Raw genomic sequence first — 16,582 nt, 5'->3', positions numbered from 1 at the left:
GGATTGACGCCTCGTTAACCATTAATCCCTAAAGGGGCAGGTCAAGGTGTCGCGTTAAAGACCAATCAAAGGGGTCCGACTGCATGGAAATGAGCGCTATCGATGCACGGGGAGCATCGGCTCTGGATCGCATTCCCGAGGCTTGCGGCAAGGTAACTGTAGGCTGCTCGGACGTCGCCGGGATCGTACAGGCCGTGCTGGACAGTTCGGGCGTATTGCGCGCCGAGCATATCGAACTCCAGGGTACCGTCCGCGAACTCGAAGCCGACCAGCGCAAGGTCGCCGAGGCCAGCGACGAGGCACGAATCCTCTCGGCCCGCGCGATCGAACGGCTCAATATGGGCACGAGCCAGATCCAGTCGTCGCTCTCGCAGATCACCAACCTTCTCGACCTCGTCGAAACGCTCGCCACCCACGTCACCGGCTTTGCCGCCGCGATGGACCAGGTGAAGCGCTGCTCGCAGGACATCGAGCAGATTGCCGAGACGACCAATATCCTCGCGCTCAACGCCACCATCGAAGCGATGCGCGCCGGCGATGCCGGCCGGACCTTCGCGGTTGTCGCCAACGAGGTGAAGACGCTCGCCGGGGAAACCCGCAAGGCGACTGACGAGATCAGTGACGTGATCGAAACGCTCGGCAGCGAAGCGGCGACCGTGATCGAACGGATCGAGGCGGGTGCCAAGGCGTCGAACGAGGCCAAATCCTCGGTCGCCAGCATCGATGCGACGATCGCGGGCGTGAGCCAGCTGGTCGAGGAAGTCGACCAGCAGAACGACCAGATCACCCGGGCCACCGGCATGATGACCGAACACGTCGACCGTGTGTCGGCCGTGATCGACAGCTTCGACAAGGCAGCCAACGAGAACGAGCAGCGCCTCGAAACCGCCCACGAGCGAATCGAGGAACTCGAACTCACTGCCAGCGAAATGTTCGACCGCATCGTGCAGGCCGGCCTCTCGCCCAACGACAGCCACATGGTCGAAGCCGCGCAGAGGCGTGCACGCGAAGTCGAACAGCTCGCGGAGGAGGCGATTGCCGAGGGCAAGCTCTCGCTCGACCAGCTGTTCGACCAGAACTATGTCGAAATTCCGGGCAGCAACCCGACGCGGTATCGCACCGGCCTGATGGACTGGGCGCATGACAACTGGCGCCATGTCCTCGACAGCACTGCCGAGGGTGACAATCGCGTAATGGCAGCCGCCTGCACCGACATGGCCGGTTACCTGCCGACGCACCTCACGCGTCATTCGCAGAAGCCGACCGGCGATTACGACCACGACCTCAAGAATTGCCGCAACGGCCGCAAGATCCTCGATACGATCGACCAGCGCGCCAAGGACAGCACCGCGCCGTACATGATGGCGGTCTACCGCCAGGAGAACGACGGCAAGAATTACCGCGTGGTTCGCAACGTCTATGTGCCGGTGATGATCGGCGGACGTCGCTGGGGCGATTTCGAGCTGGCTTACAGCTTTAATTAACCATTCTTCCCTAGGTCAGTCCTAGTTCGAGACTTGGGCGGACCTGGGGCTAATGACCGCGATCACCAACATTGCTGCAAACAGCACGACCGGCGTGTCGGCCCTATCGCAGCGCGTGGCGAAAGGCTGCAGCGAGGTCGCCGAGACCTTCGCTGAGGTCGAAGCATCCTTTTCCCATATCCGCGACGATCACGCGGCGCTGAAATCGGCGCTCGAGGAACTGCAGCAGATGCAGGAACTGATCGACCGTGCGGGCGCACAGGGGCACGAGCTTTCGGAAAACGCGCTGGAAGAGCTGGGCAGCTCCTCGACGCAGATTTCACAGGCGCTTGGCCGGATCGAAGGCCTGATCGCGATGGTCGAGCAGATGGCGGCCCATATCGAAGGCTTCGCATCGGCCATGACCCGCGTTTCGGCGGCCGCGCATGACATCGAGCGCATTGTCGCAACGAGCAACATCCTCGCGCTCAATGCCAATATCGAGGCCAAGCGCGCGGGCGAAGCGGGAGAAACCTTCTCCAAGGTCGCCGAAGAAGTGCGCACTCTGGCCGAGGACGCTTCGGGCATAACCGAGGAAATCCAGCGCGTGATCGGTACTCTGGAGGCCGAAAGCTCCTCGATCCTCGAAAAGGTTCGCGAGGGGGCCGCGGTTGGCAGGGCGGCTCGCCAGTCTGTCGAGCAGATCCAGCACGCGATCCAGGAAACCTGCGTGCTGCTGATCGAGGTCGATGGTCAGCAGGAAAGCATCTCTTCGCTCAACGCAGGCATCGGCGAAAGGATTGCCGGCGTGGTCGAAAGCAACGAGCGCCTGCAGCAGCCGTTCGAAGACAATTGCGCCAGCGTCTCGAAGGCGCGCGAACGCACTGCGGACCTGCGCAAGACTGCCGCCGAAACCAGCGAGACGCTAGCGCATCTCGGCTGACCGGTTCAGGTCTGGCGGCGGGCCATGAAGGCGAGCCGTTCGAACATCATCACGTCCTGCTCGTTCTTCAGCAATGCGCCGTGGAGTGGCGGGATGGCGCTGTTGGGATTGCTGTCCTGCAGCACTTCGAGCGGCATGTCCTCGTTCAGCAGCAGCTTGAGCCAGTCGAGCAGTTCGCTGGTGCTGGGCTTCTTCTTGAGGCCGGGCACGTCGCGCAGCTCGTAGAAGATTTCCATCGCCTTGGTGACGAGGTTCTTCTGGATGTCGGGGAAGTGGACTTCGATGATGTCGCGCATCGTGTCGCGGTCGGGGAACTTGATGTAGTGGAAGAAGCAGCGGCGCAGGAAAGCGTCGGGCAGTTCCTTCTCGTTGTTCGAGGTGATGACCACGATCGGGCGCTCCTTCGCCTCGATCCGCTCGTGCGTTTCGTAGACATCGAAGCTCATCCGGTCCAGTTCCTGCAACAGGTCGTTCGGGAATTCGATGTCGGCCTTGTCGATCTCGTCGATCAGGAGGACGGGCAGTTCGGGGCTGGTAAAGGCCTCCCACAATTTGCCCTTCTTGATGTAGTTCGAAATGTCGTGGACGCGCTCGTCGCCCAGCTGGCCGTCGCGCAGGCGGGCGACCGCGTCATATTCGTAAAGACCCTGCTGCGCCTTGGTGGTGGACTTGACGTTCCACTCGATCAGCGGCGCGTCGATAGCCTTGGCAATCTCATGCGCCAAGACCGTCTTGCCGGTTCCCGGTTCGCCCTTGACCAGCAGCGGGCGACGAAGCGTGACCGCCGCATTCACCGCGACCTTGAGGTCTTCGGTGGCGATATAGGATTGCGTACCTTCGAAACGGGTGGGTTCTGCCATGAGTTTTCCCTTGAAACTTGTCCCACGGCGTTAGGGGGAAGCGCCGGAGGGTGCAAGACCGCTCCGGCGCAAGGGATCAACTCGCCGCGTCTACCGCTGCGATCTCGCGATCTAGCTTTCGTGCGGTGCGCAGATTCAGCCAGCCGACGAAGATGATGAAGGCGACCGTACCGAACAGCGGAACCCAGACATCGCCGACAGCAGCAATCCAGCCTGCCTTGTCCGAAGCTCGCGAGATTCCGGCGAGGTAGACCCCGAGAATGCCCGGAACCAGCGGCGCGAGGTACCAGCGCGGCACATCGCGCAAGAGATCGCGCTGCCGGACCAGCTGCGCGCGGTGATGGAGCCGGCAAGGCTCCTCCGGATGCCGCGCAAGGTTCGAACCGTTGCTGTGCAGTTTCCAGAGAATGAAGAAAGTGCCGATCACCACGGCCGCCTGCGCCGCAGCGAAATCCCACAATCCGGCACTCGCGGTGCCGACGGCACCGGCGCCGAATACCACGATGACGAATACCCCTGCTGCATATTCGAGGACGTTGCGGCGGCGGATAGTCTTCTCGAACGCAGTCGAGCGGGTGGCACAGGCTTCGGGATCGCTGAAGTTCGCAGCGCTCTCACGCTCGGTCCAGAAGTTGAAGTCGAAATCTTTCATGACGGGGTCTCCGGGTTGAACTTGTCGGCCAACAAGGCCTTCAATCGATGGATACGGGTGGCGACGTTTGCGGCCCCAAGGCCGGTGACTTCGGCGATCTCCTTGCCGCTTTCGCCTTCCAGCCAGAGCAGCATGACCTGCGCATCGAGGGTCGGGAGGCGGCGGATCATCGCCTGCGCCCGGGCGATCGCGAGGGATTCGGCGGCGGCGAGTTCGGTATCGGTGGGCTCGGGCGGATCGTCGATTTCGTCGAGCGGAATGCCTGGTGTCCTGCGGCTTTCCCGCAGGCGGTGTTCGGCCGCGACATTGTGCGAGACGCGGTACACCCATGTCTTGAGCGAACAGCGTCCGTCGAAGCGGGCGAAGCTGCGGAACAGCTCGCAATGGATGTCCTGTTCGAGATCGCGCGCCTTGTCCGGATCGCGCTCCATCGCGCGGGCCAGACGGGCGATAGCAGGGGCGAACTGTTCGCCCGCTTCGCGATAGAGATCGTGTTGTTTCGCTCCGGTCATGTATCCTTAGTCCGGCCTCGTGCGTATTTCTTACAGAGGGACGCTAAAAAATTGTCTCGATCAAGCGGGAGCGGGCATGCCGACTGAAAATATCAAGATCGCCACCGACGCCGGACACGACCTTACCGGCTCATTGGAATTGCCGACGGGACTGGTGCGTGGAGCGGCGCTGTTCGCGCATTGCTTTACCTGTACGAAGAACTCGAAAGCAGCCGTGACCGTATCGCGCGCGCTGGCAAGAGAGGGCATCGCGTGCCTGCGGTTCGACTTCACCGGACTAGGCGGAAGCGATGGCGAATTTGGCCGCTCCGGCTTTGCCACAGACGTGTCCGATCTCGTCGCAGCGGCGGAGGATCTGCTCGAACGCTTTGCGCAGCCGATCCTGCTGGTGGGGCACAGCCTCGGCGGGGCAGCGGTGCTGGCGGCGGCGGACGACCTCGGTTTCGACAAGGTCGCCGCCATCGCCACCATCGGCGCTCCATCCGATATCCCGCATGTACTCCAGCGGATCGAAGGCGATATCGAGGCCATCCGCCGGGAAGGCGAGGGCGAGGTCACGATCGGCGGACGCGATTTCCTGCTCAGTCGCGACTTTCTCGAAAAGGTCGAGAACATCGACCTGCTGGAAGAGGTGGGCAGGATACGCCGCCCGCTCCTGTTCCTCCACTCGCCGACCGATGCCATCGTGGGTATCGCAAATGCGAGCGCATTGTTCGGTGCGGCCAAGCATCCCAAGAGCTTCGTCAGCCTGGAAGGTGCGGACCACCTGTTGCTGGCGGAGGCCGACGCAAGCTTCGCGGCCGGCATCATCGCATCATGGGCGAGCCGCTATATGCCGATGCGCGAGGACTGGCCCATGCCCGAAGAAGGGGTTGTCACTCGCATGGGCCATGGCAAGTTCGGCACCGAGGTCCACACGAAGAACCACCGTTTCGTGGCCGACGAGCCCAAGTCCTATGGCGGCGATGATACCGGGCCGACGCCTTATGACCTGCTGCTAGGAGCGCTCGGAACCTGCACTTCGATGACCATGGGCATGTATGCCGAGCGCAAGAGATGGCCTCTCGAAGGTGTCGAAATCCATCTCACGCACGCGCGTGACCATGCAGAGGATTGCGAGGATTGCGTTGCCGAAGAAGTGGGGATGGAGCACCAGTCCCTCACGCGGGAGATCACCATCATCGGCGATGCGCTTGACGAGGAGCAGCGAGCGCGCCTGCTTGAAATTGCGGACAAGTGCCCCGTTCACAAGACGCTTGAAGGACGGATTTCGGTAAAGACCCGGCTCGCCGAGTAACCGGCGGTCAGTCCTGTTTTACCACGAAGCGATGGCTTGTACCGGTCTCGGTTTCGAGCAATTCTATATCGGTCCCGAGGCTTCGGGTGATGGCCTTGATGATACGCATGCCAAGGCCGGTGCCCTCGGGCGCAGCATTCTCGGTGATACCTGCGCCATTGTCGCTGACGGTCACCTGATAGCCATTGTCGAGCTTTGCGAGTTCCACCGAAACCTGGCCGCTTCCGCAGTCCGGGAAGGCATATTTTGCCGCATTGGTGACGAGCTCGTTGACCACCACACCGACGTTTACCGCATCGTCGGGCGAGACTTCGACGTGATCGGAACTGAAGGATAGTTCGACGGTGTTGTCGCTCTCGGACATGTTCTCGCGCAGTTCGCCCACGAGCGTTTCCAAGTATTCGTCGAGGTCGATCGTTGTGAGGTCGTCGCGCGTGTAGAGGTTCTGATGGACCTTGCCGATGGCCTTGATGCGGTTCTGTGTCGCTTCGAGAGCGTCCTTCGCAGCGACTTCGGATGTCTGGTTGGCTTGCATCGAAACGAAGCTCTGCACCATCTGGAGCGAGTTGGAGACGCGGTGATGGACCTCGCGCACGAGCATTTCGAGCCGTTCGTTGGCCTCGCGCAGGTCCTCTTCTGCCTGGCGCTTCTCGCGTTCCAGCCGTGAGCGGAGAAACGCCTGCCGGAAACGACTATCCAAGACATCGAAGAAGCTGTCGCCGACGGTTTTCACGACGAAATCGGCGGCACCGGCATGGATTGCCTCGACTGCCAGTGCGGTATTGTCGTTGCCCGTCACGAACACGACTGGCGGATGTGTTTCCCTCGCCACGATCTCGTCGAGCATCTCGCGACCGCTCTTGACCGGCATGTTGTTGTCGATCGCAATGAGGTCGTATTCCTTGGCCTCGATGCACGCCAGGCCTTCGTCGGCGCTTTCAGCGGTGTCGACATCGAAGCCGCGTTTATTGAGCGCGCGCTGGATCAGTCGCCGGAGACCGGCGTCATCATCGACGTAAAGGATCTTCTTCGGTTCTATGCGTCGTCTGCCGAGGGGACTTGGATCACCGACAGGAACAGCCCCAGTTGGCGGATCGCGTCGGCGAAGCTTTCGTAATTCACCGGCTTGGTGATGTAGACATTGCAACCGAGGTCGTAGCAGCGCTGGATCTCGACCTTGTCGTCGGTGGTCGTGAGGACCACGACCGGCGTACGGTGCAGCTTTTCGTCCTGCTTGATCTTTTCCAGGATCGACGTTCCGCTCATGTCGGGCAGGTTGAGGTCGAGCAGCACCAGCGCCGGGCCGTTATGTGCCGGACCGGTTACATCGTTGAACAGGTAGTCCAGCGCAGTAGTGCCATCGGCGAAATGCTTGATGTCGTTGGAAATACCCGCCCGGCGGATATTTTTCTCGATCAGGCGGGCGTGGCCTGCGTCGTCCTCGATCATGACGATGCCGACGGTTTGCTGCGAATTCATGTAACTGCCTCCTGGGCAACGAATTTTGCCGGTAGCGAAAGTCTAAACCGTGAACCTTGGCCGAGTTCCGAATCGACCTCGATAGTGCCGCCGAGGCGATAGGCCAGTGCGCGGACATTGGCGAGGCCGAGGCCTTCGCCTTCTTGGTCCTGCGGGCCCGCCCGGCGGAAAAGCTCGAAAATGCGCTCTTGATCGGCCTCGGCAATGCCGCGGCCATTGTCGATCACGTCGATGCGTACCGTGCCGACGGCCTTGCTGCCTTCGACGATCACCTCGCACGGACGGTCGGGGCTCGCATATTTGATCGCATTTTCAATGAGGTTCTGGAGGATCTGCTCGACCGCTATGCGGTCGCTTTCGAGATCGGGAATTGCCTTCACCTCGACCGTGGCCCCCGCCTCCTCGGCGCGCTGGTGGAGCGAGACAGCGATATTGCCGACCAGTTCCTCCATATCGAGGTGTTCGGGTTCGAGCTTGCGACGGCCCTGTCGCGACAGCTCCAGGATCGAGTTGATCAGCCGGTCCATCTTCTCGGTCGATGTACGGATGAAGCCGAGAGCCTCGGGCAGGTCCTCGTCGACTGCCAGCCAGGCTTCCTCGTCACGAAGTTTCGGATCGGCTTCGTAAAGCTCTTCTAGATGCGCGCGAATGAGTTTGCGCGCCTCGTCGAGTTCGGAGGTGAAGCCGAGGACATTGACCAGCGGAGAGCGCAAATCATGGCTCACGATATAAGCGAACCGCTGGATTTCCTCATTCGCTCGCACGAGTTCGGCCGTTCGGTCGCTGACGGCCGTTTCGAGACCGAGATTGGCTTCGCGCAGGCTCACCTGTGCAGCTGCAAGATCGCGATTGTACCGCAAGACGACAAGCACCGCCGTCCCCATCACGCCGAGCAGCAACAGAAGAGCTACACCGCCCACGACATACAGCTGCACCAGCGACTCCAGCTGCGCGCGGTTGCGACGTACCAGTTGTTCCGACTCGAAGGCGGCCATTTCCTCGGCGATTTCGCGGATATCCTGAGTGATCAGGACGCCCGCATCCTCGTTGAAGTCGAGATCGCGCGCTTCGGCAAAAGCGGTATCGGGATCGGCGAACATGGCGTCGATCAAAACGGTGCGTTCAGCGTTGAGCGCCTTGATCTCCTCGAGCCGGTCGAATTCCTCGCGCGCATTGAGAAGGTCTTCAAGGCGAGCCTGTTCGGCCTCGAAATCGCTGCTTGCCTCGCGGACCGTGCGGGTAAAGGCCGGATCGGGCTGGAGGAGGTAACCGCGTCGTCCGGCAGCAATCTGTTCGTTATAAGTTGCAAGGCTGTCGATGCTGGCTTGCCGTTCCAGCACCCTTTCCACCGCGTCCGTATCCTCGGTGATCGAACCCAGGGTCACGACGGCGGCCGCGATCGCGATGACGAGAAGCGTCAGGCCCACGCCCAGCAGGGCAAGGACGCGGCGACGACCGATTTTCTCGTAACGTTGGCGGACCGTATCGGGCATCGAACTCGCTATTGCGGCTTTTTATGCCAAAGCCGTTAACGCGGTAATCGCAAAGAAGAAAGCCAGCATGATGCCGGTCGCCATCCGCCATCCCAGCGACGAACCGGCAAGGCCGCGCTCCATTGCAAGGTGCCAGATGATACCGCTGGCCAGCATCAGGACGCCGATCGTGACCCAAGGCGAAGTCCCGATCCAGACCGCGAAAACCATGAACAGCACCGGTTGAGCGATGACCTGCATGATAAGCGCACCGGCAAACCACACGATCGGGACGGGGCGGTAGGCCGTATCCGAGGCATACCAGTCCGGCAGTGCGGTATCGGTGCGGGCGATCCGGCGATCTCCCGCCATCACGTCGCCTTCTTCGGGCTCGTCGAGCGGATCGATGTCCTCAGGCATCGATCATGTCGCGGTCCATGTCGCCCGCATTGTTCTGGATGAAGTTGAACCGGTGTTCGGGGTTGCGGCCCATCAGCTGGTCGACCAGTTCCTTCACCACCGCGCGCTGTTCGAATTCCTGCGGCAGCGTGATGCGCACCAGGCTGCGGGTTTCGGGGTCCATCGTCGTTTCGCGAAGCTGCGCCGGGTTCATTTCGCCGAGGCCCTTGAAGCGGCCGACATCGACCTTCTTGCCCTTGAAGACCGTTTCTTCGAGTTCCTTGCGGTGCTCGTCGTCGCGGGCGTAGCGGCTCTCCTTGCCGGCAGTGAGGCGATAGAGCGGGGGCTGGGCGAGATAGAGATGCCCGCCGCGGACCACTTCCGGCATTTCCTGGAAGAAGAAGGTCATCAGCAGCGTGGCGATATGCGCGCCGTCGACATCGGCATCGGTCATGATGATGATGCGGTCGTAGCGCAGGTTTTCCGGATCGCATTCCTTGCGGGTGCCGCAGCCCATGGCGAGGCTGAGGTCGGCGATTTCGCTGTTTGCGCGGATCTTGTCCGCGGTCGCGCTGGCGACGTTGAGGATCTTGCCGCGGATCGGCAGGATCGCCTGCGTCTTACGGTTGCGGGCCTGCTTGGCGCTGCCGCCTGCCGAATCGCCTTCGACGATGAAGAGTTCGGTTTCCCCTTCGCCATCGCCCGAACAATCGGTGAGCTTGCCCGGCAGGCGCAGCTTCTTGGCATTGGTCGCGGTCTTGCGCTTGATCTCGCGTTCCTGCTTGCGGCGCAGGCGCTCGTCCATCCGTTCCATGACCTGGCCAAGCAGCGCCTTGCCGCGATCCATGTTGTCGGAGAGGAAATGGTCGAAATGGTCGCGCACCGCGTTCTCCACGAGGCGGGCGGCCTCGGGCGAGGTAAGGCGGTCCTTGGTCTGGCTCTGGAACTGCGGGTCGCGGATGAAGACGCTGAGCATGACATCGGCGCCGACCATGATGTCGTCCGCAGTAAGGTCCTTGGCTTTCTTGGTGCCGGTCAGCTCCCCGAAAGCGCGCAGGCCTTTGGTGAGTGCGGCGCGCAGCCCCTGCTCGTGCGTCCCGCCATCGGGGGTCGGCACGGTGTTACAATACCAGCTGGTCGACCCGTCCGAATAGAGCGGCCAGGCAATCGCCCATTCGACGCTACCCTGTTCGAGCCCGTCGACCTCGGGAAAGGCCTGCTTGCCCGCGAAGGGTTGCGCGGTGACGCATTCGCGCCCGCCGATCTGTTCGGCGAGATGGTCGGCAAGGCCGCCCGGGAATTTGAACACCGCCTCTGCGGGTACGTCTTCCGAGGAAAGGCTCTCGTCGCATTTCCAGCGTATCTCGACGCCCGCGAAAAGGTAGGCCTTCGAGCGCGCGAGCTTGAACAATCGCTTGGGGCTGAACTTGCGGTCGCCGAAAATCTCGGTGTCGGGGACGAAGGTGACCGTGGTCCCGCGCCGGTTGGGGGTAGGCCCAAGTTCCTCGATCCCGCCCTTGGGCGCGCCCTTGGAGAATTCCTGCGCATAGAGCGTCTTGTCGCGCGCCACTTCGACGCGGGTGTAATCGGACAGCGCATTGACCACGCTGACGCCCACGCCGTGAAGGCCGCCGCTGGTGGCATAGGCCTTTCCGGAAAACTTGCCGCCCGAGTGGAGCGTGGTGAGGATCACTTCGAGCGTCGATTTGCCCGGATACTTCGGGTGTTCGGCCACCGGCATACCGCGCCCGTTATCGGCAATGGTGATGCGGTTTCCTTCCTCGAGGCGCACCTCGATCCGGCTCGCATGGCCCGCGACCGCCTCGTCCATCGAGTTGTCGAGCACTTCGGCGACGAGGTGATGCAGCGCGCGGTCGTCGGTCCCGCCGATATACATGCCGGGCCGGCGGCGCACCGGCTCAAGGCCCTCGAGGACCTCGATGGAGGAAGCGTCATAGTCGCCGGAAGAAGTCGGCGTGTTTTCGAACAGATCGTCGGACATCGCGTCAGGCTATATCGCGCGCCGCCCACCCGGCAAGCGGCGCGGCAAGGTTATCCGCCTGTCAGAAGCCGCTCGGCGCTGCCGAGACGGTCTCGACTGCTCCATTACCGACCTTGCGCACCTCAAGCGCGCGTTCGACCACGCCGTTGCGCTGGAAGCGGAACGGTCCGTCCACCCCGTCGAAACCGCCCGACTGGAACAGCACGTTGGTGGGGAAGGGGCGACCGTATTTCCATTCGCGCGCGGCGCGCAGGGTCAGGAGCACCGCATCATAGCCGAGCGTGGCAACGCGGTAGGGCTGGCTGCCGAAGCGTTCCTCGTAACTGCGCACGAAGCCGCCGTAACGCTTGTCGGTGACGGCCGAGAAAAGCGCGCCGCGCAGCGAACTCGCGCGCAGCACGTCGCTGTCGCCGCTCCAGCGCTCGGTGCCGAGGATACGGATGCTGGTGGAGGCGAGTTCATTCGCACCGCGGATCGAATTGCTGCCGCCATCGGCGATCAGCACGGTGTCGAACCCGCCCTGCGTCCTCAGCCTGCCCGCCGCGCTGACGACCGAGGTGTTGGTTCGCGAGTAGCGTTCGCTTGCGACGTAACTCCCGCCGTGGCTCGAAAGCGCCGAGCGCAGCGCTGCATCGGCGCGGTTGCCGTAATCGCCATCGGGGGCGAGCAGGGCGAAGGTATTCGCTCCGGTATCGCGGGCATATTCGACGGTGCGGGCGATCGATTGCTCGGGAATGTGGCCCATCACGAAAACGCCCGGGCCTGCCACCGATGTATCGTTCGAGAAGCTGATGATCGGGACGTTGGCAGGCGCGGCTTCGGCACGGACCGAGACGACATTGGTGCCGAGCAGCGGGCCGAGGATCAGCTTGTTGCCATCGGCGATCGCCTGCCGTGCGGCAGATTGCGGACCCTGCGCGGTGTCATAGGTGGTGATCCGCAGGTTATTCGCTTCGGTGTCGAGAATGGCCATCGTCGTTGCATTGGCAATCGACTGGCCGACCTCGCCGTTCTGGCCCGACAGCGGCACGAGTAGTGCGATGCGATGCAGGTTTTCGTCCTGCGGCAGACCGGTCGCGCTGGGTTCGGGCGAAGGCGTGCCTCCGGTGGGGACATTCGCGCCTTTCGGGATGACCGCACAGCCCGACAACAAGGCGGCGCCCGCTGCCATCATGATGTTTCGACGGGTGAAAAAAGCGCGTTTCATTCTTGCCGCGTCCCTTGCGATTAGTTCATGGGGGTGAGGTGAGCGACGCCGCCCAACCTCTTGAAGACCGCCTTACACCCGGTCTTTACCTCGTTGCCACCCCTATCGGGAATCTGGGCGATATCACTCTGCGGGCCGTGGACATTCTGTCACGCTGCGACGGGGTCGCCTGCGAGGACACGCGGGTGACCGGCAAGCTGCTGAAGCATCTCGGCATTTCGAAGCCCTTGTGGCGATACGACGATCATAGCGAGCACCGCGACCGGGGCAGGCTGGTCGAATCGATGCGCAGCCGTGCGGTGGCACTGGTAAGTGATGCCGGGACACCGATGATTTCGGACCCTGGCTATCGCCTCGTGAACGATTGCCGCGCCGAGGGTATACCGGTGACGAGCCTTCCGGGAGCCTGCGCAGCGGTGGTCGGGCTGACGCTGTCTGGCCTGCCGAACGACCGGTTCCTGTTCGCTGGCTTCCTGCCTTCGAAGGAAAAGGCGCGGCGCGAGACGCTGGAAGAACTCGCAGCGACCGATGCGACGCTGGTGTTTTACGAAACGGGTCCGCGCCTCGTGAAATCCTTGAAGGCACTGGGCGAAGTGATGCCCGAGCGCGAGATCGCCGTGGCGCGCGAACTGACCAAACTGCACGAGGAATGCCGTCGCGGCCTCTCCGACGGGTTGAGGGCCTATTACGACGCCCATCCCCCTAAGGGCGAGATCGTCCTGCTGGTCGGCCCGCCCGAAGATCATGCGCCCAGCGATGCCGATGCCGACGCCATGCTGCGCGAGGCGATGGTGACGATGAAGGCCAGCCAGGCCGCCGCGCAGGTGTCCAAGGCGACCGGCCTCGATCGCAAGACACTTTATGCCCGCGCCATAGAGATCAAGGCCGAATGAAACGCCAGCTGGCCGAACGCAGCGGCCGCGACGGGGAGGCGCGCGCCGCTTTCTGGCTTCGCGCCAAGGGCTGGCAGGTTCTCGACACCCGCGTGAAGACCCCCGCAGGCGAGATCGATCTGGTCGCGAAGCGCGGCAAACTGGTCGCCTTCGTCGAAGTGAAATGGCGAAAGAAGCGCGAGGAACTGGCCCATGCCATCGACGAGCATCGCCTCTCGCGCGTCGCCGCGGCCGCCGAGGCAGTGGCACATCGCTATGCAGGCGAGGGCGAGGATATCCGCGTGGACGTGATCCTCCTTGCGCCCGGCGCGTTCCCTCGCCACATCGCCAATGCCTGGCAACCTTGAGGAATTAGCATGGCCCTGCGTGTAGCCGTCCAGATGGACCCGATGGAAAGCATCAATATCGCGGGCGACAGCAGCTTTGCCCTGATGCTCTCGGCGCAGGAGCGCGGGCACGAGGTATGGCATTACGACGTCGCCAGCCTGGCCTATGAAAGCGATGGCACGCCTGCGGGGAAGATCACCGCTCACGCCGCTCCCGTTACGGTTCAAAGAGTGGAGGGCGACCATTTCACGGCAGGCGAGCGCCGCCGGATCGACCTTGCCAAGGACATCGACGTCGTCCTGATGCGGCAGGACCCTCCGTTCCATCTGGGCTATATCAGCGCCGCCTTCCTGCTCGACCGGCTCAAGGGGACTACGCTGGTCATCAATGATCCGCGCGAAGTCGTGAACGCGCCGGAAAAGATGTTCGTGCTCGACTACGCCCGGTTCATGCCGCCGACGATGGTCGCTCGGCACCTTGACGACCTCAAGGCCTTCCAGCGCGAGCACGGATCAGTGGTCGTGAAGCCGCTCCACGGCAATGGCGGCAAGGCGATCTTCCGGCTCGATCCGGACGGCACGAATTTGTCGGCGCTGAGCGAGGTCTTCAACCAGACCTGGCCGGAACCGCATATGCTCCAGCCATTCCTTCCCGAAGTCAGCGAAGGCGACAAGCGCATCGTGCTGGTCGACGGGGAATATGCAGGCGCAATCAACCGCTTCCCCGGCGAAGGTGAGTTTCGGTCTAACCTTGCGCAGGGCGGGCATGCCGAGGCTGCCACACTGACGCCACGCGAGGAAGAGATCTGTGCCGCCATGGGTCCCGAGCTCAAAAAACGCGGCCTCGTTTTCGTCGGCATCGACGTGATCGGCGGCCAGTGGCTGACCGAAATCAACGTCACTTCGCCGACCGGCATAGTCGCGATCGACAAGTTCAATGGGACGGATACCCCCGGCAAGATCTGGGACGCGATCGAGAGCCGCCACGCGGTCATGTGATCAGTCGTCCTGCTCGCGCGGGTGGGCGCTGCGATAGGTTTCGAGCAGGCTTGCAGCATCGACCTTGGTGTAGATCTGCGTCGAACCGAGGCTCGCATGGCCTAGCAATTCCTGCAGGCTCCTGAGATCGGCCCCTGCGCCCAGCAAATGCGTGGCAAAGCTGTGCCTCAGCGCATGCGGCGTTGCCGTATCGGGCAGGCCCAGCGCCTTGCGAGCCCGCGCAGTCGCCTTTTGCACCACGCCTTGTGACAACGGGCCGCCCTTGATGCCGCGAAACAGCGGCTCGGTCGGCATGACGGGCCAGGGAGACTGCCGCACATAGGCATCGACAGCCTCGCGGATCAGCGGGACCAGCGGCACGATGCGCTGCTTGTTGCCCTTGCCGGTCACGGTGAGCGTTTCTCCGAGCGGGTACACCGACCCCGGGAGTGACAGCGCTTCGGAGATACGCATTCCGGCCCCGTAGAGCAGCAGCAGCACCGCCCGGTCTCGCGCACCCACCCAGCCATCGGCAGCCAGAGCCTCGACAGTCTCGGCGAGGCCGATCGCATCGTCGGGCGAGACGGGACGGGGCAGGCCCTTCTTGAGGCGCGGACCGCGCAGTCGCGGGGCATCGGTGATTTCGTGCCCGGCCTGTGCGCGGGCGAACCCGATGAAGGACTTGAGCGCCGACAGTTCGCGCGCTGCGGAGGCATTCGAAAGGCCGTCCGCGCGCCGCGACGCCAGATGCGTGCGCAGCTTGCCCGAAGAGAGATTGGCTACCTTGTCGAAACTCTCGATTTCAAGCCGGGTCAACAGGCGCTCGGCCGCCTTGTGGTAGGCGCGCACCGTATGCGGCGATCGGCGCAGGCCCAGCGCGAGATGATCGTGCCACGCGCCGAGAATGTCCTGACGGCTCACTGGCTCACCAGTTCCGCAGGCACGAGCTCACCCAGAAGCGCATCGAGCAGGGGCATGCCCGCTCCGGTGACGCCGATCCGTTCACCGTCAGCCCAAGCAAGGCCAAGGTCGCGGTAGAGCGCCAGTTTCGACGAATCGACCAGCCCAACTTGGGGCACGCCGAACCGCTGGGCCATCGCTCCCAGGTCGACGCCCTCTTCGAGGCGCAAACCCATCAACAGCGCTTCCGAGGCCTGCTCGCGCAAGCCGAGGACGCGATGCTCGGCAATGCCGTCGCCCTGCGCCTCGACAGCGGCGAGGAAGTTTTCGGGCTTCTTGTGCCGCGTGGTCGCGACGCCGCCACGCCGCCCGTGCGCGCCCGGCCCGATGCCGTGGTAGTCTCGGTAACGCCAATAGGTGAGGTTGTGACGGCTCTCTTCACCCGGCCTTGCGTGATTGCTGATCTCGTAAGCGGGCAGGCCGGCGGCGGCGGTCATCTCGCGGGTGAGGGCGAACAGGTCTGCCGCAGGATCGTCTGCCAGCGGGTCGAACACACCGCGCCGGACGTCTGTGGCAAAGCGCGTCGTGGGTTCGATGGTCAACTGGTAGAGCGACATGTGCGAAGTGCCGAGCGCGAGCGCTTGCGCCAATTCCTGCCGCCATTCGTCCTCGGTCTGGTCGGGGCGCGCGTAGATGAGATCGATCGAGACGCGGTCGAACAGGTCCTGCGCCAATTCGACCGCTCGCAGCGCCTCATCCACCCCGTGCAGCCTGCCGAGAAAGCGCAAGGCTTCATCGCGCAGGCTCTGCACGCCGAGCGAGACCCGGTTGATTCCGGCACTTGCGAGGTCGGCGAAATTGGCGGCCTCGACCGAGGAGGGATTGCCTTCCAGCGTGATCTCGATGTCGTCGGAAAAACCCCAGAGCCTTTCGGCCTCGCTCAGCAGTGACGCCACGAGGGCGGGCGGCATCAGCGAGGGGGTTCCCCCACCAAAAAAGATACTTACGAGGTTTTCTTCGCCTTTGTTCGCAGCATGCTCGGCGCGCATGTCGGCGAGCAGCGCGGCTTCCCAAGCACCCATGTCGGTCCGCTCCCGGACATGGCTGTTGAAGTCGCAATAGGGGCATTTTGCGAGGCAGAAAGGCCAGTGGATGTAGAGCGAACGGGCCAAGCCAGAGCCTTCACCTGAAATTAAGCG

17 protein-coding genes are annotated in these 16,582 nt (G+C 63.0%); 6 read left to right on the top strand and 11 right to left on the bottom strand.

What is annotated here, in order from left to right; genetic code table 11:
* The first annotated feature begins 83 nt into the window (after positions 1-83).
* Both K3178_RS06845 and K3178_RS06840 read left to right on the top strand, forming a co-directional pair.
* Positions 84-1,484: a methyl-accepting chemotaxis protein gene (locus tag K3178_RS06845; protein ID WP_221570586.1), complete on the top strand. Its 1,401-nt coding sequence runs from the start codon at positions 84-86 to the stop codon at positions 1,482-1,484.
* A gap of 52 nt (positions 1,485-1,536) precedes the next feature.
* Entirely contained in the window at positions 1,537-2,406 is an 870-nt protein-coding gene (locus K3178_RS06840) for a methyl-accepting chemotaxis protein (RefSeq protein WP_221570585.1), read from the top strand.
* Positions 2,407-2,411: 5 nt separating this feature from the next.
* On the opposite strand, the gene K3178_RS06835 is transcribed toward K3178_RS06840, so the two are convergent.
* The 3 genes from K3178_RS06835 to K3178_RS06825 form a co-directional block, all read right to left on the bottom strand.
* Positions 2,412-3,266: an AAA family ATPase gene (locus tag K3178_RS06835; RefSeq protein WP_221570584.1), complete on the bottom strand. Its 855-nt coding sequence runs from the start codon at positions 3,264-3,266 to the stop codon at positions 2,412-2,414.
* A 76-nt stretch (positions 3,267-3,342) separates the two neighbouring features.
* Positions 3,343-3,918, bottom strand: coding sequence for a hypothetical protein (locus K3178_RS06830; RefSeq protein ID WP_221570583.1), 576 nt, complete (start codon positions 3,916-3,918; stop codon positions 3,343-3,345).
* Positions 3,915-4,430 carry an RNA polymerase sigma factor gene (locus tag K3178_RS06825; RefSeq protein WP_221570582.1) on the bottom strand — a complete coding sequence of 172 codons (516 nt, stop codon included), beginning with the start codon at positions 4,428-4,430 and terminating at the stop codon, positions 3,915-3,917. Before K3178_RS06825 ends, K3178_RS06830 begins: the two co-directional genes overlap by 4 nt.
* A gap of 76 nt (positions 4,431-4,506) precedes the next feature.
* Between K3178_RS06825 and K3178_RS06820 the strand changes: the two genes are divergently transcribed.
* Positions 4,507-5,727, top strand: coding sequence for a bifunctional alpha/beta hydrolase/OsmC family protein (locus K3178_RS06820; RefSeq protein ID WP_221570581.1), 1,221 nt, complete (start codon positions 4,507-4,509; stop codon positions 5,725-5,727).
* 7 nt (positions 5,728-5,734) lie between these two features.
* Here the strand turns inward: K3178_RS06820 and K3178_RS06815 are convergent, their stop codons facing one another.
* The 6 genes from K3178_RS06815 to K3178_RS06790 all read right to left on the bottom strand — a co-directional run bounded on the left by K3178_RS06815 (position 5,735) and on the right by K3178_RS06790 (position 12,286).
* Positions 5,735-6,874, bottom strand: a complete 1,140-nt coding sequence (locus K3178_RS06815; RefSeq protein WP_221570580.1) for a sensor histidine kinase — start codon at positions 6,872-6,874, stop codon at positions 5,735-5,737.
* A complete protein-coding gene (locus K3178_RS06810) occupies positions 6,763-7,206 on the bottom strand; it encodes a response regulator (protein WP_221570579.1) in 444 nt (147 codons plus the stop codon). The genes K3178_RS06815 and K3178_RS06810 overlap by 112 nt, the downstream gene beginning before the upstream one ends.
* Positions 7,203-8,699, bottom strand: a complete 1,497-nt coding sequence (locus tag K3178_RS06805) for a sensor histidine kinase (RefSeq protein ID WP_221570578.1) — start codon at positions 8,697-8,699, stop codon at positions 7,203-7,205. The genes K3178_RS06810 and K3178_RS06805 overlap by 4 nt, the downstream gene beginning before the upstream one ends.
* A 21-nt stretch (positions 8,700-8,720) precedes the next feature.
* Positions 8,721-9,098: a hypothetical protein gene (locus K3178_RS06800; RefSeq protein WP_221570577.1), complete on the bottom strand. Its 378-nt coding sequence runs from the start codon at positions 9,096-9,098 to the stop codon at positions 8,721-8,723.
* Positions 9,091-11,079 carry a DNA topoisomerase IV subunit B gene (gene parE, locus K3178_RS06795; RefSeq protein WP_221570576.1) on the bottom strand — a complete coding sequence of 663 codons (1,989 nt, stop codon included), beginning with the start codon at positions 11,077-11,079 and terminating at the stop codon, positions 9,091-9,093. The genes K3178_RS06800 and parE overlap by 8 nt, the downstream gene beginning before the upstream one ends.
* 61 nt (positions 11,080-11,140) lie before the next feature.
* Complete coding sequence (locus tag K3178_RS06790; protein ID WP_221570575.1) at positions 11,141-12,286, bottom strand: penicillin-binding protein activator; 1,146 nt, start codon at positions 12,284-12,286, stop codon at positions 11,141-11,143.
* Between the two features lie 38 nt (positions 12,287-12,324).
* Here K3178_RS06790 and rsmI point away from each other — a divergent pair, with 38 nt between their 5' ends.
* From rsmI to gshB, 3 genes are read left to right on the top strand one after another with little or no spacing between them, the layout of a single operon-like run.
* Positions 12,325-13,179, top strand: coding sequence for a 16S rRNA (cytidine(1402)-2'-O)-methyltransferase (gene rsmI / locus K3178_RS06785; protein ID WP_221570574.1), 855 nt, complete (start codon positions 12,325-12,327; stop codon positions 13,177-13,179).
* Positions 13,176-13,526: a YraN family protein gene (locus K3178_RS06780; protein ID WP_221570573.1), complete on the top strand. Its 351-nt coding sequence runs from the start codon at positions 13,176-13,178 to the stop codon at positions 13,524-13,526. Before rsmI ends, K3178_RS06780 begins: the two co-directional genes overlap by 4 nt.
* A gap of 9 nt (positions 13,527-13,535) precedes the next feature.
* On the top strand, positions 13,536-14,504 hold the full coding sequence (gshB, locus tag K3178_RS06775) for a glutathione synthase (RefSeq protein WP_221570572.1): 969 nt from the start codon (positions 13,536-13,538) through the stop codon (positions 14,502-14,504).
* On the opposite strand, the gene K3178_RS06770 is transcribed toward gshB, so the two are convergent.
* Positions 14,505-15,404, bottom strand: coding sequence for a tyrosine recombinase XerC (locus tag K3178_RS06770; RefSeq protein WP_221570571.1), 900 nt, complete (start codon positions 15,402-15,404; stop codon positions 14,505-14,507).
* Positions 15,401-16,555, bottom strand: a complete 1,155-nt coding sequence (gene hemW, locus K3178_RS06765) for a radical SAM family heme chaperone HemW (RefSeq protein ID WP_221570570.1) — start codon at positions 16,553-16,555, stop codon at positions 15,401-15,403. The genes K3178_RS06770 and hemW overlap by 4 nt, the downstream gene beginning before the upstream one ends.
* Positions 16,556-16,582: the final 27 nt, after the last annotated feature.

Origin of the sequence: Qipengyuania sphaerica (assembly GCF_019711595.1) — a bacterium.
GTDB lineage: Bacteria > Pseudomonadota > Alphaproteobacteria > Sphingomonadales > Sphingomonadaceae > Qipengyuania > Qipengyuania sphaerica.
The sequence above is the reverse complement of the archived record's forward strand: the minus strand, read 5'-3'. Positions and strand labels throughout refer to the sequence as shown.